At 64.4% G+C, this 21,927-nt stretch carries 23 protein-coding genes; 14 read left to right on the top strand and 9 right to left on the bottom strand.

Going from position 1 to position 21,927, the window contains the following annotated elements:
• Positions 1-8: 8 nt before the first annotated feature.
• From J5J86_RS24180 to J5J86_RS24195, 4 genes are all read left to right on the top strand, one after another.
• The gene (locus J5J86_RS24180; protein ID WP_209102835.1) at positions 9-797 is read left to right on the top strand and encodes an ABC transporter ATP-binding protein; all 789 of its coding nucleotides are present in this window, start codon (positions 9-11) and stop codon (positions 795-797) included.
• A 1-nt stretch (position 798) separates the two neighbouring features.
• A complete protein-coding gene (locus tag J5J86_RS24185) occupies positions 799-1,620 on the top strand; it encodes an ABC transporter permease (protein ID WP_209102837.1) in 822 nt (273 codons plus the stop codon).
• 86 nt (positions 1,621-1,706) lie between these two features.
• A complete protein-coding gene (locus tag J5J86_RS24190) occupies positions 1,707-2,927 on the top strand; it encodes an alpha/beta hydrolase family protein (protein ID WP_209102839.1) in 1,221 nt (406 codons plus the stop codon).
• A gap of 30 nt (positions 2,928-2,957) precedes the next feature.
• A complete protein-coding gene (locus J5J86_RS24195; protein ID WP_209102841.1) occupies positions 2,958-3,791 on the top strand; it encodes an aldo/keto reductase in 834 nt (277 codons plus the stop codon).
• Between the two features lie 100 nt (positions 3,792-3,891).
• Here the strand turns inward: J5J86_RS24195 and otsA are convergent, their stop codons facing one another.
• Positions 3,892-5,361 carry an alpha,alpha-trehalose-phosphate synthase (UDP-forming) gene (otsA, locus tag J5J86_RS24200; RefSeq protein WP_209102843.1) on the bottom strand — a complete coding sequence of 490 codons (1,470 nt, stop codon included), beginning with the start codon at positions 5,359-5,361 and terminating at the stop codon, positions 3,892-3,894.
• Positions 5,362-5,380: 19 nt separating this feature from the next.
• Positions 5,381-6,172, bottom strand: a complete 792-nt coding sequence (gene otsB, locus J5J86_RS24205) for a trehalose-phosphatase (protein ID WP_209102850.1) — start codon at positions 6,170-6,172, stop codon at positions 5,381-5,383.
• A 211-nt stretch (positions 6,173-6,383) separates the two neighbouring features.
• Between otsB and J5J86_RS24210 the strand changes: the two genes are divergently transcribed.
• Together J5J86_RS24210 and J5J86_RS24215 are read left to right on the top strand one after the other, a co-directional pair.
• A complete protein-coding gene (locus J5J86_RS24210) occupies positions 6,384-6,800 on the top strand; it encodes a hypothetical protein (protein WP_209102852.1) in 417 nt (138 codons plus the stop codon).
• A gap of 150 nt (positions 6,801-6,950) precedes the next feature.
• Positions 6,951-7,220, top strand: coding sequence for a glycine zipper domain-containing protein (locus tag J5J86_RS24215; protein WP_209102854.1), 270 nt, complete (start codon positions 6,951-6,953; stop codon positions 7,218-7,220).
• A gap of 262 nt (positions 7,221-7,482) precedes the next feature.
• Here the strand turns inward: J5J86_RS24215 and J5J86_RS24220 are convergent, their stop codons facing one another.
• The 5 genes from J5J86_RS24220 to J5J86_RS24240 all read right to left on the bottom strand — a co-directional run bounded on the left by J5J86_RS24220 (position 7,483) and on the right by J5J86_RS24240 (position 12,972).
• Positions 7,483-8,727, bottom strand: a complete 1,245-nt coding sequence (locus J5J86_RS24220; RefSeq protein WP_209102855.1) for a transglutaminase-like domain-containing protein — start codon at positions 8,725-8,727, stop codon at positions 7,483-7,485.
• Positions 8,728-8,880: 153 nt separating this feature from the next.
• Complete coding sequence (locus J5J86_RS24225; RefSeq protein WP_209102857.1) at positions 8,881-9,051, bottom strand: DUF1328 domain-containing protein; 171 nt, start codon at positions 9,049-9,051, stop codon at positions 8,881-8,883.
• 1,020 nt (positions 9,052-10,071) lie between these two features.
• Positions 10,072-10,653 carry a sigma-70 family RNA polymerase sigma factor gene (locus tag J5J86_RS24230; RefSeq protein ID WP_209102860.1) on the bottom strand — a complete coding sequence of 194 codons (582 nt, stop codon included), beginning with the start codon at positions 10,651-10,653 and terminating at the stop codon, positions 10,072-10,074.
• Between the two features lie 185 nt (positions 10,654-10,838).
• Positions 10,839-11,108 carry a general stress protein gene (locus J5J86_RS24235; RefSeq protein ID WP_247658670.1) on the bottom strand — a complete coding sequence of 90 codons (270 nt, stop codon included), beginning with the start codon at positions 11,106-11,108 and terminating at the stop codon, positions 10,839-10,841.
• Between the two features lie 136 nt (positions 11,109-11,244).
• Positions 11,245-12,972 carry a sensor histidine kinase gene (locus J5J86_RS24240; RefSeq protein WP_209102861.1) on the bottom strand — a complete coding sequence of 576 codons (1,728 nt, stop codon included), beginning with the start codon at positions 12,970-12,972 and terminating at the stop codon, positions 11,245-11,247.
• 279 nt (positions 12,973-13,251) lie between these two features.
• Here J5J86_RS24240 and J5J86_RS24245 point away from each other — a divergent pair, with 279 nt between their 5' ends.
• Both J5J86_RS24245 and J5J86_RS24250 read left to right on the top strand, forming a co-directional pair.
• Positions 13,252-14,043 (top strand): response regulator, encoded by a 792-nt coding sequence (locus J5J86_RS24245; protein ID WP_209102862.1) that lies wholly within the window; start codon positions 13,252-13,254, stop codon positions 14,041-14,043.
• Between the two features lie 54 nt (positions 14,044-14,097).
• Positions 14,098-14,415, top strand: coding sequence for a DUF883 family protein (locus tag J5J86_RS24250; protein WP_209102863.1), 318 nt, complete (start codon positions 14,098-14,100; stop codon positions 14,413-14,415).
• A gap of 101 nt (positions 14,416-14,516) precedes the next feature.
• Here the strand turns inward: J5J86_RS24250 and J5J86_RS24255 are convergent, their stop codons facing one another.
• Positions 14,517-14,909 carry a response regulator gene (locus J5J86_RS24255; RefSeq protein ID WP_209102864.1) on the bottom strand — a complete coding sequence of 131 codons (393 nt, stop codon included), beginning with the start codon at positions 14,907-14,909 and terminating at the stop codon, positions 14,517-14,519.
• Positions 14,910-15,114: 205 nt separating this feature from the next.
• A complete protein-coding gene (locus tag J5J86_RS24260; protein ID WP_209102865.1) occupies positions 15,115-15,687 on the bottom strand; it encodes a PRC-barrel domain-containing protein in 573 nt (190 codons plus the stop codon).
• 265 nt (positions 15,688-15,952) lie between these two features.
• Here J5J86_RS24260 and J5J86_RS24265 point away from each other — a divergent pair, with 265 nt between their 5' ends.
• The 6 genes from J5J86_RS24265 (at position 15,953) to J5J86_RS24290 (ending at position 21,699) form a co-directional block, all read left to right on the top strand.
• The gene (locus J5J86_RS24265) at positions 15,953-16,246 is read left to right on the top strand and encodes a hypothetical protein (RefSeq protein WP_209102866.1); all 294 of its coding nucleotides are present in this window, start codon (positions 15,953-15,955) and stop codon (positions 16,244-16,246) included.
• 132 nt (positions 16,247-16,378) lie between these two features.
• Positions 16,379-16,861 carry a tellurite resistance TerB family protein gene (locus J5J86_RS24270; RefSeq protein WP_209102867.1) on the top strand — a complete coding sequence of 161 codons (483 nt, stop codon included), beginning with the start codon at positions 16,379-16,381 and terminating at the stop codon, positions 16,859-16,861.
• A gap of 19 nt (positions 16,862-16,880) precedes the next feature.
• On the top strand, positions 16,881-17,630 hold the full coding sequence (locus J5J86_RS24275; protein WP_209102868.1) for a glutamine amidotransferase: 750 nt from the start codon (positions 16,881-16,883) through the stop codon (positions 17,628-17,630).
• Between the two features lie 124 nt (positions 17,631-17,754).
• A complete protein-coding gene (locus J5J86_RS24280) occupies positions 17,755-20,295 on the top strand; it encodes an ATP-binding protein (RefSeq protein ID WP_209102869.1) in 2,541 nt (846 codons plus the stop codon).
• A complete protein-coding gene (locus tag J5J86_RS24285; protein ID WP_209102870.1) occupies positions 20,292-20,669 on the top strand; it encodes a response regulator in 378 nt (125 codons plus the stop codon). The genes J5J86_RS24280 and J5J86_RS24285 overlap by 4 nt, the downstream gene beginning before the upstream one ends.
• 103 nt (positions 20,670-20,772) lie before the next feature.
• Positions 20,773-21,699, top strand: coding sequence for a sugar phosphate isomerase/epimerase family protein (locus J5J86_RS24290; protein ID WP_209102871.1), 927 nt, complete (start codon positions 20,773-20,775; stop codon positions 21,697-21,699).
• The last annotated feature ends 228 nt before the right edge of the window (positions 21,700-21,927 follow it).

Consider the following 21,927-nt stretch of genomic DNA (forward strand, 5'->3'; position numbering starts at 1 on the left):
CCCCTTAGATGCTGATGATCGAGGGGCTCAACAAGAAGTATGGCAATGAAGGTGCGGAGGTCTCCGCCCTCGTGGACATCAACCTGAAGATCGAGGACGGCGACTTCATCTGCCTCCTCGGCCCCTCGGGCTGTGGCAAGTCCACCCTGCTGAAGATCGTCGCCGGGCTTATTCCGGCGACGTCCGGGCGCATGACCATTGACGGCGCGCCGGTGAATGGACCGGGCCCGGAGCGGGCCGTGGTGTTCCAGGACTATGCGCTGTTCCCCTGGATGACCGTGCGCGACAATGTGGAGTTCGGCCTGCGCGCCCGCGGCCGCTCCCCCAAGGAGCGGCGGGAAATCGCCGACCGGCTTCTCAAGACGGTGGGGCTCGCGGACTTCGCCACCCGCTTTCCCCACCATCTCTCCGGCGGCATGAAGCAGCGTGTCTCCATCGCCCGGGCGCTCGCGGTGGACCCCTCGCTCCTGCTGATGGACGAACCGTTCGGCGCCCTCGACGCCCAGACTCGCGAGAGCCTGCAGGACGAATTGCTGCGCATCTGGCGCGAATACAAGAAGACCGTGATTTTCGTGACCCATTCCATCGAGGAGGCGCTCTACCTCTCCGACAAGATCGTCGTCATGACCGCCCGCCCCGGCCGCATCAAGGAGATCATCGCCGTGGACGAGCCTCGTCCCCGCGACATGACGAGCGAAGCCATGGGCCGCCTCCAGCGCGAGGTGCGGGCGGTGCTCGGCGAGGAAATCAACCGCGCCGCCGAGTTGGAACAGGCGGACATGAGACTGGGAGCCTGAGATGACCATGACGGTGACTTCCAAGCGCTCCGGCTCCGCTTATCTGCCCCGCCTCCGGCGCCCCAGCCGCGAGACGGTGCTGGGCCTGTCCACCATCGCCGCCTTCCTGGTCATCTGGCAGGGCGTCTACATGCTGGGCCTCATGCCCAAATGGGCCTTCCCCTCCCCCATCCAGGTGGTGCGGGCCTTCTATGACCTGGGAATGTCCGGCGCGCTGCTGTCCAACACGGCAGCCAGCGTCGGGCGCCAAGTCACGGGCGTGCTGCTGGCGGCGGTGGTCGGCATCCCGGCGGGCCTGGCGCTGGGCGCCTCGCCCACCGCGCGGGCCGCCTTCCTGCCTTTGTGCCGGTTGCTCTATCCCATTCCCGGCATCGCCTGGATCCCGCTTGCCATCCTGTGGTTCGGGGTCGGCTTCACCTCCACGGTGTTCGTGATCTTCTTCTCGGGCATCTGGTCGATCATGTTCAACACCATGACAGGCGTGCAGACCCTGTCGGGCCAGTACACGGACGTGGCCCGGGTCTATCTGGCCTCCCGCAGCCTCTATACGCGGGCGATCCTCATCCCCGGCTCCCTGCCCTACATCATCACCGGCATGCGCCTGACCTATGGCGTGGGCTGGCGCGTGATCGTGGGCGCGGAGATGATCTCCTCCATCACCGGCTTGGGCTTCCTCATCGACGATGCCCGCTGGCAGCTTCGGCCCGACATCATGATCTGCGGCATGATCACCATCGCCATGATCGGATGGGTTTCCGAGAACTGGTTCTTCGACTGGGTGGAAAAGAAGACCATCGAGCGCTGGGGCATGAAGACCGCCTGAGCGCCTTCCTTCCTGAAGACACACCGGCCGGCGCCACGGGGCGCCGGCAGCTCCCTTGCGACCGGCATCTCTCCGGAGGCTTTCCCATGGCCGATACAGAAGCCAAGCTCATCGACGCCGCCATCACCGACACCGCGCCCCATTACGAGCCTTATGGCTGGCACCACTGGCCAGAATTTCCCTGGCCCTCCTACCAGTTCCGCCGCGCCTTGGGCGAAACGCAGGAAGGGGGCGGCAGCGTCTCCGAGAGCTTTCTTGCCGCCAGCCGCATGATCCCCGGCGACTATGACAGCTGGCACAGGGAATGGATGGTGGTGGCGGACAACAATTTCCGTCGCGGGGAGGAAGCCGAGGCCAAGGGCCACATCCAAACGGCCATGAACTGCTATTTGCGTGCCGCCGACATGTATCGATCAGCCGAATTCTGGCTGGAGCCCACCGATCCCCGCCGCATGCCCACCTTCGAGCAGGCGGAGCTCTCCACCCGCCGCTTCCTGGAGCATATGGTTCCGAAGGGGGAATTCGTGGAAGTGCCGTATGAAGCGGGCAAGCCCATGTATGGCTATTTCATCCGCGCGCCGTTCGACACCGGCAAGCAGCCGGTGCTGATCTCCTTCGGCGGCCTCGACAGCTACAAGGACGAATTGTGGTTCATGACCGGGCGCGGCGCGCTCCAGCGGGGCATTTCCGTGCTGCTGATGGACGGCCCCGGCCAGGGCGCGACCTTGCGGCGCCACGGCCTGCCCAACCGGTTCGACTATGAGGTCCCCGTCGGCTGCTGCATCGACTGGCTCGCCACCCGCGACGACGTGGACATGAGCCGTATCGCCGTGTCCGGCTCGTCGCTCGGCGGCTATTATGCGGCCCGCGCCGGCGCCATGGAGCCGCGCTTGGCCGCAGCCATTTCCCATGGCGGCGTGCTCAGTCTCTATGAGCGCTACAAGGACCGTGGCGAGGACCATGGCCTTGCCTCCCACATGAAATGGGTCTTCGGTGCCGACAGCATGAAGGGCGTCGCCGAGAAAACCCGTCACTTCGACATGCGCGGCGTGTTCGAGAACATGAAGTGCCCCTATCTCATCCTCCATGGCGGGCATGACGTTCTAGGTGTCGAGGCCGCACGGCAGGGCTATGCCTATGCCAAGGAAGCGGGTGTGGACGTGACCCTGATGCTGGTGGACGCTGACATGACTGGCGCGGAGCATTGCCAGCATGACAATCCGACCCTGGGCCAGGAATTGATGATCGACTGGCTTGCCGACATTTTCGGCATCGACCAGCGTGCCCTTCTCGCCGGCAAGGTCTAATCTGCCCGCGCCCTTTCCGGAGATTGAGTGATGAGTGATATTGAAACGCGCGGCATCCTCTTGCCGCGCATGGGCTTCGGCACGTTCATGATGACGGGCGACACCTGCAAATCAGCGGTGGAGAGCGCCTTGGCGGTCGGGTACCGGCACATCGACACCGCGGCCCGCTATGAGAACGAGGCCGATGTGGGCGCCGCCCTGGCGCAAAGCGCCCTGTCCCGCAGCGACCTCCACGTGACCACGAAGGTCTGGCACGATCAACTCGCCCCGGACGCCATCCGCCGCTCCATGGGCGAGAGCCTCCGCAAGCTCAAGCTCGATCATGTGGACCTGTTCCTGATCCACTGGCCGACCCCGGGCATGGACCTGCCCAAGGCGCTGGAAACCCTTGTGGCGCTGAAGGAAGAAGGGCTGACGCGTGCCATCGGTGTCGCCAACTTTACCCTGCCGCTTCTGCAGCAAGTGGTGGAAGAAATTCGTGCCCCCATCGCCTGCAACCAGATCGAGTATCACGTCTATCTCGACCAGACCCCCATCCGCGCCTATCTCGCGGACCACGGCATCGCGGTGACGGCCTACTGCCCTATCGCCAAGGGCGAAGTGGCCGAAGACGCGGTTCTGAAGGCCATCGCTCAGCGCCACGGCGCCACGCCCGCGCAAGTGGCCTTGCGCTGGCTGATGGACCAGGGCGAGGTGGCGGTGATCCCGAAGGCGGCGGGACGGGCGCGTCAGCTGGAGAATTTCGGATCGCTTTCCGTTGTTCTGGACGAAGCCGACCATGCTGCCATCGCCACCTTGCCGAAGGCGCGGCGCTATGTGAATCCGGCCTTCGCGCCGGAATGGGATGCGCCTGCACGCCCCTGAACGAAAGAAGCCGGCCCCCTTGGGGACCGGCATCGGCAGATGACGCACCTGGACGAGATAGCGCCCGTCAATGAAGGCGGGAGCGGCGTGGACTATCCTTTCACACGCCCTCCGCCCGGTGTTCCCCACCCCACCCCGCCGAAAGGCCAAGGCGGCTCGGGCTTACCCGGGTGCTACCCAAGCGGACGGGCTGGGGTGGAAAGGAAAGGGCGTTGAGGAACGAGGAGGCCCACTGCGCGATGTCATACTGCTTCAGCACGGCCATCATCCGCCCATAGCGCTCCTGCCGCTCGTCCAGCGGCATTTCCAGCGCCCGACGCAACGCTGCCGCGACCCCGTCCGTGTCGTGGGGATTGACCAGCAAAGCTCCGCCGCCAAGCTCGGACGCCGCACCCGCAAACTGGGACAGGACCAGCACCCCCGGATCTTCCGGATCCTGTGCGGCGACAAATTCCTTTGCCACCAAATTCATACCGTCCCGCAGGGGTGTCACCACCGCCACGTCCGCCGCGCGGTAGAAACCCGCCAGGGCAGAGCGCGCATAGGTCTTGTTCACATAGCGCAGCGGCGTCCACGCCACGTCCCCATAGCGGCCGTTGATCTGCCCCGCCTTGAAGGAGAGCGCCCGGTCCATCTCGGCATATTCCGGCACATCGGTCCGGCTGCGGGGCGTCACCTGCACAAAAGTCATCCGATTGTGCCATTCCGGAGCCACCCGCAGAAGAGACTCATAGGCCTCCAATCGGTTCGGAATGCCCTTGGAATAATCGAGCCGATCGACGCCGAGGATGAGCTTGCGGTCGGCCAGGCTCTCCCGGAAGGCGCGCACAAAATTGGTCCGCGAGGCATGCCGGGCCCGGCGGGCAAAGGACTGGGACTCGATGGCGACCGGGAATGCACCAATCCGCACGCGCCGCCCCGCCACCTCGTAGGCGCTGGCCTCCGGAATGGCGCGGCCGCCACGGGATTCCAGGTAGCGTCCGAAATTGTCGCGATCGCCTTCCGTCTGGAAGCCCACCAGATCGTAATGGGCAAGGGACCCGATGATTTCCCCATGGCGCGGCAGGGCCTGGATCAGATCCGTGGGCGGCATGGGAATATGAAGGAAAAAGCCGATCTTGTTCTTGTGCCCCTTCTCACGCAGGTATTTGGCCAGCGGCATCATGTGGTAATCGTGAATCCAGATCACGTCGTCTTCATTGATGATCTTGGACACATGATCGGCAAAAATCCGATTGACGCGAATATAGCCTGAAAGATCCGAACGCTGGAACTCCGCAAGATCCACGCGATAATGCAGGATCGGCCAGAGCACGCGATTGGCAAATCCGTTGTAGTATTCTTGGAAATCGTCTTCCTTCAGATCGATGACCGCATACTTCACCTTGCCCCGGGAGGTTACCACGGGGCGCGTGGAGGGTTCATCGACGATCCGGCCGCTCCATCCAAACCAGATGCCCGGCCGTTCCTTGAGTGCTGCATTGACGGCAACAGCTAGTCCCCCGGCAGCAGCCTTGCCTCCGGCCTGAGGAACCGCGACCCGGTTGGATACGACGATAAGTCGTGACATGGTCTGATCTCCGCTCAGGTTATAGCGACAGGCGATGCACCAGGGCCCGCACATTGGCGGGCCCGGCAAGCACCACGTCCACATTCTCAAAAGGGCGGCCAACCGCGATCGACAGGCCGCCATGGCGTCGCACGGCAGCGAACCCGGCTTCATCGGTGACGTCGTCACCAATGAAGACCGGTCGGCGGCCGTGAAAAGGGGACGTTCCCAAGAGGGCCTCGATGGCCACCCCCTTGTCACGGCCGGAATGCTTGAGCTCGAACACCATATGGCCGGGCAGCACCGTCAAAGGATCGGCCGCAAGCTCCGCGATGGCCTCCAGCCGATGGCCCAATTCCTGTTTCGCGTCGGCACGCGAGCGATAATGAATGGCAAGGCTCGCCCCCTTGTCCTCGACCAGGAGGTCACCCAGTTCGCGCGCCGTCCGAAGGACTTGCGCTCGGATGGCGGGAGAAAGCTGAGGGCTGATCCTTTCTGTTTCCGCATCGGACCGGATGCGCATCTCGGCGCCGTGCGCCCCCGCAGCCGGCAGCCTCAGGGGATGGAAGATGGCGTCCAAGCGTTCGACCGTGCGGCCGGAGACGAAGGCAACGGCCCCACCGGCACGCTCGAGAAGCCGGTTTAGATCAGCGGCCAGATCTGCTGGCACGATCACCCCGTCCGGATGATCCGCAATGTCGAGCAGCGTGCCGTCGACATCAAAGAAGAAGGCATGCGCGCTCGCATTCAGGCCCTCCAACCCCTCCTCTTCCGTCGCGTCCGAACCCTGTGACATCGAGGTCTGGTGGCGGGGAGAAGCGGCGTGGGGCATGAGGGCGATCCCATCCTTCACGTTTTCATACAAGTGTGACACATGCCTTCAACAGCGAAGGTCGGCCTCTGGTTCCACAAAAAGCTGCCAAAAATGCGCCACGAAATCGGACGCTCACTTTTTAGGCACGCGATATAGACATTTCAAACTGAACCGTCGCTGGAACCATCCCCCTTCCGGGGCGTTGCGCCTTCCAAAAGGAGGCATGCCGATGTTCGCACTGAAGTCGCGATCCAAGTCGCACGAAATCTCTCGCCGCCTTGAAGACCTCAAGGAAGACCTGACGCTTCTGGGCGCCGCCATCGCGGATGCGGCCGATGAAGGGACGCGGGACCAGCGCCGCCGCGCGCGGCGCCTGGCGCAGGAGGCGATGGAAGACGCTGGCGAGCGCGTCCACAGGCTCACCGACACGTCTCTTTCGCTTGCCGCCACTGGTTCCCGGGAAGCCATGCGGCACGCGGATCAGGTGATCAGCCAAGTTCGCGCTGCGGCTACACGCCATCCCGCCTCTACGGCCATGGCTGTGGTTGGGATAGGATTGGCAGCCGTATGTATGCTTAACTGGATGTCGTCCCGCGAATCCGCTGGGGTAGGACGGTCAGCGAAATCGGGGCGGTGGGGTCACTGACCTTCCGCCACTCTCGCTGGCCCGACTGAGGTTCGGCCGGCGATCCGCCTCATTCGAGGCTTAGCAATATCGGGACTGTGCCGCAGCAGGTGGCACAGATCGGTGAGGTGAGCGGCATCAAGCCGGCGTGCAAGGAGAATGGAGACTAAAATGAGGGCGGCTATCATCATTGTTGCGGCGGCACTGGCCCTGGGCGGATGCAGCCAGTATTCCGAGTCTGACCGCGCTGTGGGCGGCGGCCTGTTGGGCGCCGGTGCGGGCGCCCTCATTGGCGGCGCAGCCACCGGCACTGCGGGTGGTGCTTTGGTGGGCGGCGTGCTCGGCGGCGCCACCGGCGCCATGGTGGGCGCGGCGACCACCCCGAAGGCTTGCTGGGCGCGGGACGCCTACGGCAACAATTATCGCGTGGCGTGCCCCTGAGGCGCTCTCTCCGCGGCTGCTGCCATCGATCTGGGAAGGGCGCCTCGCGGCGCCCTTTTCTTTTGGGGCACCGAATGCCATCTCTGCATTTCGCTCAAGGCAGAGTTGCAGATGGCCGCAATCACAGGGGCTTGATCGACGGAACTTAGGAAGTGTGTCAGAGTTTCATCATTGTCGGTTTTCATCGACACCTCCAGGCACACTCAAGGGGCGGTCTTCGGGCCGCTCCTTTTTTCTTGGAAGCCAGGGTCTTCCCGGAGGATCAGAGCCGCGCCGTATCCGCGCCGTCCGCCTCGGACGCCTGTGCCTCTATGGAGGCAACATCGAGGATGGCGGGCCCGTCTTCATCAGGAACACCATCAGCGGCGCCAGGCGAGGCCGTCTCCACCGTGATGGGTGCCGATGGGGAGATCACCGCTTCGGGCAAGATCTCCCCAGCAATGCTTGTCCCCTCGCATGCGGGGGCCGCTGGCAAGGACCTCTCGCCGTCGAGCGCCTCCTCCGAGGCCTCGTCCTCGGGCAGAGCGTTTTCTTCTTTGGGTGGTTCTGCCCCCCCAGCGGACGACGGTATCGGCTCCGGACGAGCGCCCAGCGGCATGATGGAGATTTCCGGTTCCGGCCAGGGAGGCGCGGGTCGCGAGGAAACGAACACCGCCACATCCATGGATAGGAAAGCGGTGGCTGACCCGGAAAAGGTGCCTCCGATGGGAGACGCTTGCCTGGGGTCGCGCACCACCGCCACCCGCACCAGATGGTCCGTGCCCACCAGGGCGTTGGTGGGATCAAACGCGATCCAGCCCGCTCCGGGAAGATAGACCTCGGCCCAGGCGTGGGTCGCACCCGCCCCGCGAAATTCCTGGTCAAGGCTGAGATCCAGGTGCGGCGTGTAAAGGTAGCCCGTCACGAACCGCGCTGCGAAACCCAGTTCCCGGACCGCCTCAATGAACAGCAGGGCAAAATCGCGACACGTCCCAGACCCCAGAGCGAGCGTCTTGGCGGGCGGCTGCGTGCCCTCCTCATAGCGCGCATTATAGGTGAAACGCTCATGCACCGCGGCATTCAGGGTGTTGAGCAGATCCAGCGTATCCACCGGCCGGCCGGGAACCACGAACGCGCTCACCCAGGCCTTCACTTCGCCGTCGTCAGCATAGTGTCGCGTCACCATCTGCGAGGCATCGAAGCGATCGTCACTTGAATAGACAAAGGGATAGGTGACGGCAGCCGGATCGATCAGGCCGTCCAGCTCCGGCGTGGAATAGACGTCAAGTTCGAGGACGCTTTCGATCAGAAGCTCCGTCCCGCCGGTGTGAAAGTCCACCAGGGCAATGGAATTGCCAAATATGTCGTAGACATAACGGACATTCCCGGTGGGTGAGAGCGTCAGCTTCGCGGAATGCAGCCGCAAGCCGTGGCTGTCACGAGGCCTCAGCATCAGCCGGTGCTGCCCGAAGTGGACGGGCTCGGCGTAATGATATTGCGTGCGGTGTTCGACCGTAAGTCGCCTCATTTGCCCCACATCCCCTTCTGACCGGATCATAGGCCGGCGCCGACCCAGGCGCCAAACGAAAGCCGCCCGGCCTGCTCAAGAGAGGGCCGGGCGGCGAAGGGCGCTTTAGTGGCGCCCAGGGTCTAGCAGCGCGGGACCGCGGGCCGCTTGCGCTTATGGGCGACCGCGCCGGACGACGCCGGTGATGGCGGAAATCAGGAAAAGGATGATGGCGACGACGAAGATGATCTTCGCGATCTCCATGGCAGTTCCGGCGAGCGCTCCGAAGCCCAGGACGGCCGCAATCAGAGCAACGACAAGAAACGTGATAGCCCAGCTCAGCATGATTATTCCCTTTCTCCCGCGCCTTCCACTTCAATCGGCGTCGCGGGTGTGCTTCTTCCATCCCATCAACTGACGTCTCACCTCAGAGTTCCGCACCACGCGTTAAAATCGCCACATTCCGTTCGGCCATGGCAACCTGCGCGCCTCGTGAGGCCGAGCGCCCCCCCGCCGTTTCAAAGCGGTCAATTTGTTTCGTCGCTGGCTGGAACAAACAAACCGGGGACGCGTTTGACAGGAACATGAGGCTGCACAGCCTGGACTGAATGAAAGGCGCGCGAGGAATGCTCCAAAAGTTCAGCCTTGGCCGCAGCGCCCGAGCCCTATTCGGGGGTTACCGGGAAACCGAAAAGTGCGATGATGAGGATGGCACCGATGCAGGATACGACACCTGTGGGAAGGTCCCGCCCTCATTACGCCCCGAGCGGGTGGTGGGGCAGACCTGCCATCTTTGTGTCCGTCGTCCGTGGCATGGGCTTGTTCGATCTTCGACCGGCTTACTGGCTAACGGCGTAGAAACCTGATGCGAAAAATGCGGTCCGACCGGCCCATGACCACACCTGATCATAGCGAGAGCGGCTCCAAGAGGGCCACTCACCGCCGCGACATCTCTGCGCGCCAGGATCTGCTCGGCAAGGAACTGCGGCAGCTCTTCGACGACTACACGCGAGAGGATGTTCCGGATGAACTCATGCGTCTCGCGATGCAATTGCAAGGCGCTATGGAGACGAAGGGTCCCTCTGGGACCCCGTCCGAACCCGGAAGCTCAGCGGACGGAGAGGACCAAGACGTAAAGAAGTAGGGATCGCCCTCTTCTGCTTCGAAGAGCATCCGGAGCGGCCCGCCTGCGGGCCGTTTTGTATTTCGGATGGAGGGATTGAAGGAGCCGGCATCGCCCACCGCGCCAAGCCTCACAGCCCGCCCCTTGATGACAAGAAAAGGCCCCCGGCGCGCTTCCGGGGGCCTTTTTCATGATGCGGCACTCAGCAGGCGCCAGGCCACAATTGGGACGAGGCCTTGATATCAGCCGGTGCTGCTTGGCACGCGGACGGCAGACATGGCGACAGGATCTCCCTCGACCACATCCGCCGTGGCTTCCGCGCCCATCAGGGAGAGAAGCTTGGCACGGGCGCGATTGACACGGCTCTTGATGGTTCCGAGCGCGCAATTACACACCTCCGCAGCCTCCTCATAGGACAGGCCGGCGGCGCCAACCAGCACCAGCGCCTCTCTCTGGTCCGAGGGCAGCAGTTCCAGCGCTTCCTTGAGGCTGCTGAGGGTCACCGACCATTCCTGCCCCGGCCCCATATTGGTGTCCTGCTGGGCGAGCGAGGACATGCCGTCGCTCTCGCGGCGGCGCTTGCGGATTTCCGTGTAGTACGTGTTGCGCAGAATCGTGAAAAGCCAGGCACGAAGGTTCGTGCCGGGATCAAATTTGTCGATGTTGGACAACGCCTTCAGGAAAGTCTCCTGGACAAGGTCGTCGGCCTCGGTCCGATTGCGGGTCAGGGAGCGCGCAAAGGCGCGCAAGGCGGGCAAGAGCTCCAGCACTTGCGTTCGCAGGTCCGGGGTGGCCGCGGCGGCACGAGACTGCTGGACATCCATGGGCTTGTCTTTTCCGCTCTCTTCGATGAACAGCTCGGTCGGATGGCCTTTCCAGGCAGGTCCTGCCCAATGCCCCATCCTCCAACCTTAAACGCGGCCGATTGGGAGAAGTTCCCGGAAAAGTCGCTTTCGGCTCAATAAAAAGGGGAGGCATGCCTCCCCCTTCCACCTCCCGAACGGCAAGATCAGGAGGAACGGGTGGAATGGGAGGCCTGACCTCCCTTTTGGCCTGCCTGCGAGGCGAGATTGCGGTCGCGCGAAAAGCTGCGCTGCTCATCCGCCACGCTCTGACCGCCCTTGCGCCCCGCCGCCGAAGCGAGCTCGCGGTTCTGCGAGAAGCTGCGTTTTTCGGCCGGAACGCTTTCGCCGCCTTTCCGGGCGATGGCCCGCTGCTTCTCGGCGTCCATCGCCGCAAAGCCGCGGTTCGAGCCGCCCTTTCCTCGAGTCTCAGCCATCTGCAAGCTCCCTGCGGAATTTCTCAAAGTAGGATTGTCTGACGCCCTTTTTCAGGACTACCCACGGCAAACGCCCCCCATGCCCCTCTGGTTCCTCCGAGGCCGCAAATCGGTGACGCTTTTTTGAGAGTGATTTTCAGGAGGCCTTCGGGCGAAGCTTGAAACGCAGTTCCGCCAAGGCGTGGCCGCCCTCATCGCGCGTGGAGAGGACGCCGCCCAGTTGCCGAGCAAAGCCGTGGGCAAGCGGGGCCTCTGTCTCTTCCAACGCGCCGCCGAGGGGGCGGGAAATGTCGAGCACCAGCGCGACCTCATTGCCTTCCTGCGCGCAGGTGACCACCACGCGTCCGGGGCCGGTGCTCTCGCCCGCAGCCACCACCATCATGATTTCCGTGAGCAGCAGAGCGAGCGGCACCGCATAGTCCGTGGGAAGCGGCACGTCCTCCGCCTCAACCAGCACCAGCACGTTCCGGTCCAAAGCCACTTCCAGCAAGCTGCCGAGCTCGCGCAGCAGCTCACGTGAGCGCACTTCCGAGCCCTCATTGGCCTCGTAGAGAACCCGGTGCACCACAGCGAGCGTGTTCACGCGCGTGCGGAGCTGGTCGAAGCGGCGGCGATCCTTCTCGTTTGCAATCCCGGAGCCATAAAGGCTCATGAGGCTCACCACGATCTGAAGGCTGTTCTTGATGCGGTGATGGATCTCCCGGACGAGCGCGGTCTTCTCCGCCAGCCCCTCCCGCAGGCGACCATCGCGCTCCCGGATCGCCTGTGCCATTTCCTCGATGGCATTGCCGAGCACCCGGAACTCGCTGGGAGCCTGGTCCATGCGCGAGGGGCGAAAGCCATAATGCCCCTGCGCATAGACCGCCGTGACCCGCCGCAGGTAAAGCAGCCATTGCAGAACCATGCGGTCGGTGGCCAGCCAGATGGCGACGATGGTGAAGATCACCATGCACACGGGCAGGATGAAACTCACCGCCACATGGAAGGCCGTCCACTGGAACAATTGATCCGTTGGCTGCGCGAAAGCCACCACCAGGCCGTAACGGTCCAAGGTCGCAACCGCATAACTCCAGGTCTGGCCGGTGTCGTCCTGCTCCTCTCCAAGGCGATCGAGCTGACGCCGCAAGTCCTTGTCTTTGAACAGGACGCGGCTGATGGTGGGGGCGTTGGAGACGATCTCCTGGCCGTACCGGTCAATGACCGCCACGACCCCCGAGGACAGGGGGACCTCCCGCTTGAGCAGATTGTCGAGCCAGACGCCGTCAATCGCTACTGAGAGGGCGCCGCTCAACTCGCCATCCGCATCAAAGAGGGGCAGCGTCGCCGGCAGGATCTCGCCGCGCGTCACCGGGCTGACGATCCGGCCGGACAGGCTGAAGCCCTTCTCCCGGATCGCCTCCCGCCACCATGGGCGCTGGGACACGTTGGGACTGGGGCTTGGAAGCGCGGAGCAGCGCACGATCCCGTTTCGCCCGACCATCGCCACGTTCGAGGCAAAGGGCAGGCTCAGCGTGGCACCATAGAGCAGTGCCTGACAATCACTGCCGCCGGACGTGACCTGAGGGACGTTCTTGAGGGCCTGAAGCACATTCTCGGCAGAGGTGAAGATATTGTCCTGGCCCGCCGCGGCCACGATGGCCCCCTGCTGAAGCTTGTGCTGCGCTTCCTCGCTCGACCGTCGCAATTGCAGCACGCCCTGAAGCATGGCGGCCGTGGCGATGGGCATGATGGCAACGAGAATGACGAGGATCAGCCCGCGCCGCACACTATCCAGCAGGTGGCGCGGCTGGCCGACGGCGGACGCAAAAAGAGCTGCGCGCTCGTTGTTCCGCGCACGGGCCGCCTCCCCTTTCAGCCACCGCATTCCAGGCTCCGAAGCACCGCATCCCCCGACCGACTTGCACCCGTGGCAGCTTTCAAAGAAAGCGTGTCCCTCTTTCGCCTGTCGGGGAACACCAAGGCCGCTCCGCCCGGCCTTGTAAGCTCCGCAGCCGACCCATCTGCCCCGTCTGATAGCCCTCCCAAGGGCTTCAACCAAGCTGTAACGCGCCTATAATGCTGCTGCCGGGCAATCGGTTCCATGCTCGCGGAACCAATACGGGTTGGTGCGCGTTCCTTGTGACTTCCTTTGAGGCGAGAGAGCATGTTTCAGCAGCAGCTCATTAAGCAGCTTCCTCTTCTGCGGCGCTATGCCCGGGCCCTTCTGGGCGGCCAGCAGGCAGGCGACGCCTTGGTCCAGCGCACCTTGCAGTCTGCCCTGGATGGGCGCGTCAGCCTGGATACATCCCTTTCGCCCCGTGTGGCCCTCTATAAGGCGTGCCACGAGGTCTGGTCGAAGGACGAAGGCGCCGATGCCGCATCCGCAAACAAGGCGGACGAGCGCCTGCAGCGGCTCGACCCCGGGTCTCGCGTGGCCCTGCTGCTCACGGCTATGGAGGGCTTCTCATTCGCGGAAGCCTCCTCGATCCTGTCCACCTCCATTGAGCAGGTGGAGGCGCAAGTGGTCGCCGCCCAGGCCGAGATTGACGCCCAGTTGAAGACCAACGTCCTCATCATCGAGGATGAATGGGTCATTGCACTCGACCTCAAGACGCTGGTGACGGAGATCGGCCACGAGGTCGTGGGCGTCGCGCCTACGCACTCCAAGGCTCTGGAGCTGGCCGAGATCGGCAATTTCGGGCTGGTGCTGGCCGACATCCAATTGGCCGACGGATCATCCGGCATTGATGCCGTGACGGATATTCTGCGTAGCTTCGATGTGCCGGTGATCTTCATCACCGCCTTTCCGGATCGGCTGCTCACGGGCGAACGGCCGGAGCCGACCTATCTCATCACCAAGCCGTTCCTCGGTGAGACGGTGAAGGCGACCATCGCCCAGGCCCTGTTCTTCCACGGCGCACGTACCACACCCGAGGCCGCCCGTCGGATCGCCTGACGGACAAGACGAGACACCTGCCTGCACGCGCGGGCTCATGAGGAGAGATGCGACATGGTGGACAATCCGTCCAGCTTCACCGCTGACACCAATGGCACGGCCAAGCCCGGCGACGCGCTCGCCGAACTGCGGAGCGACCTGGCGGCGCTGAAGGCCGACCTCGCCCAATTGACCGACACCCTGGGCAAGACGGCGCGCGACGGCGTCAAGGGCGCCACCACGGAGGCCGAAGTCGCCATGGGAGAAGTAACGGACTGGGCCGAGGACCAATACATGACCTTGCGCCATTCCATCCAGGCACAGCCGGTCACCTCCATCGCCATCGCTGCTGGAGTGGGCTTCGTGCTCGGCCAGATGTTCCTGCGCCGCTGATTTCCCATCGACGACTGCGCATAAAGGCGGCTCCGGTCAACCGGGCCGCCTTTTTCCGTATGGAGGCCCCGCGACACCGTTTGACGAACGGCTGGCTGCGTTCATTCCCTCGGCAAAAAACCGGGATCAGCCCGTCGCAGGGCCGTCAGGAGCGTATCCCCGTCATAAGGCTTGGACACGATGCCGACACCGGGCAGATCGCGAAACATGGCGACAAGTTCGTCCGCGCCGTAGCCACTCGCCACCACAATGCGCAGGCCGGGCAGGATCTCGCGCAATTGGGCGACCAGCGTGTCGCCGCGCACGTCCGGAAGCCCGAAGTCCACCAGCGCCACCCGGATCTCCGTCCCCCCCTCCTTCGCGATCGACAAGGCATCGGCGCCGGAGGCCGCCACATGCACGGCGAAGCCTTCGTCCTCAAGGATCTGCTGCGCCACGAGGGCCACAAAAGGCTCGTCCTCCACCAGGAGAATTTGCCGCCGAGACGTGTCCAATGGCAGACGCTCCTCTGATCACGCGGGGCCGACGCCGCTGAGCGCTCGCCCTCCGGCTGCCGTTGGGATCTCCTGTAACTGGGAAATAGGGCGCCGATATAGCGTGCGCCGAAGACCATGCGCAGGGGGCCGAGCGGCCACACCAAAAACCCCCGCCGCATCAGCGACGGGGGTTGATCTTGGCTTAGATCCGTTCGGAGGGGAATCAGCGGGTGGTGGCGGGAGCGCCAGCCGGAGGCGTCGCGCCGGTTCCGGTCGCCGTACCCGTGCCGGAACGGGTGTATTCCTTGAAGGTCGGCGCATTCTTCAGCTCGTCCTTGGACTTGTTCAGGATGAGCCGGTCACCGTCCGAGTTACGCACCATCTGAAGCGCGGTGAAAGGCACGGCCACATCCTTCTCGCCCATGCCGAGGAAGCCGCCGACACCAATCACGGCACCGACCACATTGCCGTTGCGGTCGAGCAGCACATCGTTCACCTCGCCGACCGATTCATCCCCGGTGCCGCGCACCTTGGTACCGATCAGGTTGGAAGCCAGCCACTGCTCCTGCATCTGCTCGGAAATGAAAGCAGTGGTGCCGCCGGTGTTCATGGTCGCCGCCGAGCCGCCGGTGGCCGGAGCGGTCGTGGAGGGCGCGGTGGTTCCGGCCGCACCCGGCGCGGGGGTCGTGGCGGAAGGCGTGTTGCTGGAGGGGGCGGACGGAGAGGTGGACTGCGCGAAAGCCGGAGACGCCAGCATCACGGCCACGGCGGCGGCGGACAGAAGTTCTTTCTTCATGCGTAACTCCCTCGTTGGCAGCATCGCATCAAGGCGGCGCGCTGCGATTGATTACATGGGAAGAACACGAATTGGCCGCCTTTGTTCCGAAATTCCTCTGCGTCATTATCAACATCCAGACACGATCACTAGCGTTCAACACCTTGAATACCGGAGTGCGCTTCCCACATGCGTAAGGATTGGAACGAAACACGGCAGTAGGCGGAGCCGTTCGCGCATGCCAATAAGCACGGCAGAAGGCGGGAGGTTCCCGGAGGGTAGGAGCATGGAGATCATGAAAGGCGGAATGCGGGGCATTTTGCCGGCGCGGGCGGGCATCGCAGGTGTGGTCCTGGCGGCTGCCGCAACATTGGGCATCTGCCCCGCCGTGGCGCAAACCAAGCCTAACCCGCCGCAAGTGATTATCGTGCAGCCCCCGACCGTGACGCCACCGGCGCCCCGGCAGAATATGGTGCCCCCTCCCCCGCCCGTGACCCGTCCCGGAGAAGGAGATTCCACCACGCGCATCAACAGCGACTATCGCACGCGCATGCCCGCGCCGAAGCAGCCCAACCAGTAGGGGCGGGCCGGCGCTGCCTCAACGCAACACCTCGCGCAGATTTTAACCTGGCGGAAGCTCTGGGCGCAGCTTCGCCTTGTTCCCGTCGTCTGCTTCAGGCACCAACAAGAGCCAGAGGCCCGAGGGAGAGCCATGTTCCGCGTCCTGTCCGACTTCATCTCAGAAATTACCGGCGGCCACCGGGACGCGGCAGCTTTCGCCGAGAACGACTATCGCCTGGCGGCCGCGGTCCTGCTGGTGCACGTCATGTCCATCGACGGCGCCGTGACCGATGACGAGCGGGACATCGTCAAAAACATCCTCGCCTCGCGCTTCAATCTGGATGAGGAGCACACCGAGGCGCTCATCGAATTGGCCATCGCGCGGGATGCCGAAGCGGTGGACCTTTATGCCTTTACCAGCATCCTCAACCGCGCGCTGGACGATGAGGGGCGCCGTCGCGTGGTCGAGATGATGTTCGAGGTGGCCTACGCCGATGGCGGCCTCACCGAGTTCGAGGACAACCTCGTCTGGCGGGCGGCAGAACTTTTGCATGTAGGTTCGAGAGAGCGCGTCCAGATCCGGCGCGAGGTCCGCGAGGAGGCGGAAGCGGAAGGTGGACAGACGGAGCAGTGACGAAGGGTGGAGCTGCGGGTTGGAGCCCGCGCCGTCCGCCCGCCGGGAACGCATTCTGATCATTTTGCACCAGGCGCACTCAACTCCTGGCCGCATCGGCCTGCGGCTGGAGCAGAGGGGCTACGAACTCGATGTGCGCCGGCCAGCCCTCGGCGATGACCTGCCCTCCAGCATGGCGGAGCACGCGGGTGCCGTTGTGTTCGGCGGCCCCATGAGTGCCAATGATCCCCATCCCTGGATCCGCCGCGAAGTCGATTTCGTCGGCATGGTCATGGCCGCGGACAAGCCGCTGTTGGGCGTCTGCCTCGGCGCGCAGCTCATGGCCGTGCAATTGGGCGCGCGGGTGGCGCGACACGGGGAAGGGCTGAGCGAGATCGGCTATTACCCCGTGCGTCCGACGCCGTCAGCCGAGGGCGTCCTGCCCTGGCCAAGCCACGTGTATCACTGGCATTCGGAAGGCTTTGACCTTCCCACAGGTGCCGAATTGCTGGCCTGCGGGGACGTCTTCCCCAACCAGGCCTTCCGTCATGGCCGGTGCGCCTATGGCATCCAGTTCCATCCGGAAGTCACACATGAAATGATGTGCCGCTGGACCATCCGCGGTGCGGAAAAGCTGGGCTTGCCGGGAGCCCAGCCCGGAGAAGCGCATTTGGAAGGGTGGTCCCGCTACGACCCGGCCATTTGCCGCTGGCTCACCGGCTTCCTGGACTTGTGGCTGGAACGAGGGCGGGACACGGCGCCCGCGCCATGCCTTGCGGCTAGAGCTTGACCATTTGCACAGGAACTTGGCAGGAAGACAGGTAGCGTCTGGGTCGACGCGCCTTGCCCGGGGTCGGCGATCGGGCGCGAAGGGGCGGAGCACCTTCGCGCGATCGAAATGAAAGGTTGGTTGGATGTCCGGTAAGGCGCAGCCGCGACATGAGCGGCGCAGGCACCGACGGGGCATCCGGCGTGTCACCGCCGTCACCATTCTGGCGGCGCTGGTGGCGGTGACCATCGTGCTTGGCGTGGGCTTTGCCACTTTCAAGGAATTTGCGGCCGGAAACCACCTGCGGGAAGACCTGCTCTATTCCTCCTCCATCCGCGACAACCTGCAGAGCATCTACGAGGACCTGCTTCAGGCCGAAAGCGGCACGCTCGGCTATGTGATCACCGGCCGCGAGGAGTTCCTGGCGCCACTGGAACGTACCCGGGCGGTGATCGCCGACGAGATCGCCTCGCTCGCCCGGCTGGCTGTCGAACGCCCGCAGCATGCAGTGGCATTGAAAGAGCTGGCCCGCTTCGCCGAGGAGGAAATGCGGCTGCTGCGGGACATGGTCGCCACCCGCAATGTCTCTGGCAGCATTTCGGCCGCAAGCGTGATGGAGACTCGGCGCGGCAAGTCGCTCATGGACGAGATCCGCTCCACCGTCTCCGACATTTCCCGCGAGGAGGTGGCGGCCATCGAGCGGCGCACCTATGAGGTGCGAGTGGCCAGCCAGCGGACGCGTCAGACGGTTCTCCTGATGCTCGCGGCCGCCATTGCCGTGGTGGCGGGCTCAACACTGGTGATCATCGCGCATCTTCTTGGCCGAAGGCGGGCGGAGCTGGCACTCGCCGACACGCTGGCCCGGCACCGCGCCATCCTGGCTAGCGCAATGGACGCCATCGTGACCGTCGGGAGCGCCGGACGCATTGAAACGAGCAACCCCGCCACCACCCGCATGTTCGGCTGGACGCAGGAGGAGTTGCAGGACCGCTCGGTGGCGGACCTCCTCGCCCTGCCGGACGGCACGGAGCCGGGCGACGCCTTGCGCATGCTGGAGGCCAATGCCGCCGCCGGTGGGCATGCAGCCGAATTCACCGGCCATAGAAAGGACGGCTCGCGCTTTCCCATCGACGTGGCGGTGGGACAGATGCGGGCCAGCGACGGGAACCACTTGGTGGCCATTCTCCATGACGTGACGGAGCGAAAGCGGGCGGACATCGCCAAGAATGAGTTCGTCTCCACCGTCAGCCACGAACTGCGCACGCCCCTCACCTCGATTTCCGGATCACTCGGGCTGCTGGACGGGGGCGCGGCCGGCCCCCTGCCGGAGACCGCGAAGCGCCTCGTCACCATCGCACACCAGAACAGCAGACGCCTGGTGCGGCTCATCAACGACATCCTCGACATCCAGAAGATGCAGGCCTCCGCCATCACATTCGCCCGGGAGCCGGTGTCCATGGCGGACGTGGCGCGGGAGGCGGTGGAACAGAATCTCGGCTTTGCCGCGCAGCACAATGTCCATCTGCAGATGGCGCTGACCGATCTCGACAGCACCGTTGTGGGGGACCACGACCGGCTCATTCAGGTGCTGACCAACCTGATCTCCAACGCGGTCAAGTTCTCCGCTGCGGACGACGTGGTTCAGGTCAGGGTGGAGCGCAGGGAAGACATGGTGCGCACCTGCGTCGAGGACCACGGGACGGGCATCCCCCCGTCGTTCCGTGCCAGCATGTTCACTCGCTTCGCCCAGGCGGACAACTCCGACACGCGCCAACGCGGTGGGACCGGCCTTGGGCTCGCCATCGTCAAGGAGATCGTCGACCACCACAATGGCCGGGTGTCTTTCGAGACCGACGAAGGGGTCGGCACCACCTTCCATGTGGATCTGCCGGCGCGCCTTCCGCTCCAGGCGCCGGCAGCCGAGCCTGTCCTCACCCCGCTGCTGCTGGTGGACAGCGACGCTGCGCGCGCCGGCGCTGTGGCGGCGGACCTCGAGGAGCTCGGACTAGGCATCGACGTGGCGGCGACCGCCGCCGAGGCGGAGGGCCGGGCGGCCCTGCGCCCCTATGGCATCATCCTGGTGGCCCCCACCTTGCGGGATCGAGACGGCGTCACCCTTCTGCGGACCCTGCGTCGGGCGGAGAGGACCCGCCTCACGCCGCTCCTGCTGCTGGCGCCCGGCGCCGATGGGATCGCGCAGAACGGGGTCCGCGCATTGCCGGTGGCCGACTGGCTGGACATGCCTCCCGATCCGCAGAGGATCGCAGCCCTGGTCCTGCGCTATGGGGCTCGTACGGAGAAGCCACCCATTCTCCATGTGTGCACATCGGGCGAGGTACGGCGGCGCTTTGCCGAAGCCACCCGGGACTTCGCCACCGTCTTCGCCACCAATTCGGCGGACGATGCGCAGGCGGCCCTCGCCATGGGCACATGCGCCTTCGCCGTGGTGGACCTTTCGGAATCCGGGTCCAGGCTGGAAGAGATGGTGGGCGCCCTGGCGACCCTCGCCCAGCGCGGCGTGCCGGTGGCGGCCTGCTCGCCCCATGCGCGCGACCGGGCCGTGAGCGCCGCTTTCGAAGCCTTCGCCCGATCCCGCGCCGCTCTTTTTCCCGCCGCGCAAGACGCGGTGAGATCGGCCTTCCCCGCCTCAAAGGCTGACCGAACCGACGAGAACACCGCCTCATGACGCTGCGCATCCTCTATGTGGACGACGAGGCGGACATCCGCGAGATTGTCACGCTGTCGCTGAGCCTCGATCCCGACATCCAGGTGGAGACCGCCTCATCAGGGGCCACGGCTTTGGACCGGGCACGCGAAGGGGGCTGGGACCTGATTCTTCTGGACGTGATGATGCCCGTGATGGACGGTCCGACCGCCTTCGCGGAACTTGGCAAAAACGAGGCTACCCGTGCCATTCCGGTGGGGTTTGTCACCGCACGCACGCAGCAGCATGAAATCGCCCACTTTCTCGCGCTTGGCGCGACAGGTGTGATCGCGAAGCCCTTTGATCCCATGACTTTGGCAAAGCAGGTGCGGCGCCTGTGCGCCCCTCGGGAATGACGCGGCGTCGCAGCATGTCGTTGGCTGCAATGCAAAATTCACGTGCCTTCGGCTGCGTTCACGCCTATGGTCCCCGCTCCTGACGGATTGGGGGAATAAGACCATGGCCACCGCCGTACAGAGTGCCGGCATCCGGGGTATCGGCTACTCCATTCGTGCCACATCGCCTGATTTCGACGATCTTGCCGGCAAGCTCGATGAAGCTGAGCGCCTGGGTGTAGACTTCGTCGAACTTCCCCTGTTCGCCTGGACCATGATTGCGGGCGGCCGGATCATCCCCGAGCGGCTGGACAAGCTGCGGCGCTGTCTGGAAGGCCGGCCGTTCGGCTATACCGTGCATGGGCATCTCGCCATCAACCTTATGGAAGTTCCCTCCCAGCTGCCGGCGCACGAGCGGCTCCTGGCGGCCGCGATCGAGGTGGCGGGCGCGGTGGGTGCGGCAAACCTTGTGATCCATACCGGCTGCGTGCGCGACCCCGATGATTATGTGCGCGTGGCTTATGTACGCCAGAGGGAAGCGCTCCAGAAGGCGGGCGACCTTGCCGCGCCGCTCGGCGTAACGGTCTGTGTCGAGAATGTTTTCGCGTTCGAGGCCATGCGCGAGACGGCATCGCCCTCCCGGCTTGCCGAAGAGATCGACGCCATCGCCCATCCCTACGTGCGGGCGACATTGGATGTGAGCCACGCCTTCATCCACTGCACCCAAGGGCGGCTGGACTTCCTGCCTGAGGTCGCGGCCCTTGCCCCCTTTGCCCGTCATGTGCACGTGCATGACAGCTTCGGCACGCCCGCCCGCAGTTGGGCCATCGACGACGCGGAAAGGCTCGCGCTGGGCGAGGGCGATCTGCACCTGCCGCTCGGCTGGGGCTCGATCCCCTGGGAAACCATCGCCGACCAGTGTCGCCTGGATGCGGGCGCCATCCTCAATTTGGAACTGCATCGCCGCTACTGGAGCGAACTTCCGCTCCAGATTGCCGCCATGCGGGCCCTGGAGGCGCGGTTCAAGGGCGCTCTTGCCGACGCCGCCTAGAGCATGCGCCGATCAGATGGCATCGCCATCTGATCGGATCACGCATTCTCTATCAATGGGTTAGAGGGCGATTCACCCATCAGATTGATTCAATCTGATGGGATCGCGCTCTAAGGCGACAATCGCAGCCATTCCGGTCATAAAGTACCAGCACGTCTGGATCAGGGCGGCTTTTCCGTAGGGCGCGCAAGCTCTACGGTGCCGTCAGGACTGGACTTGTAAAAAATA

Source organism: Aquabacter sp. L1I39, from assembly GCF_017742835.1.
Lineage (GTDB): Bacteria > Pseudomonadota > Alphaproteobacteria > Rhizobiales > Xanthobacteraceae > L1I39.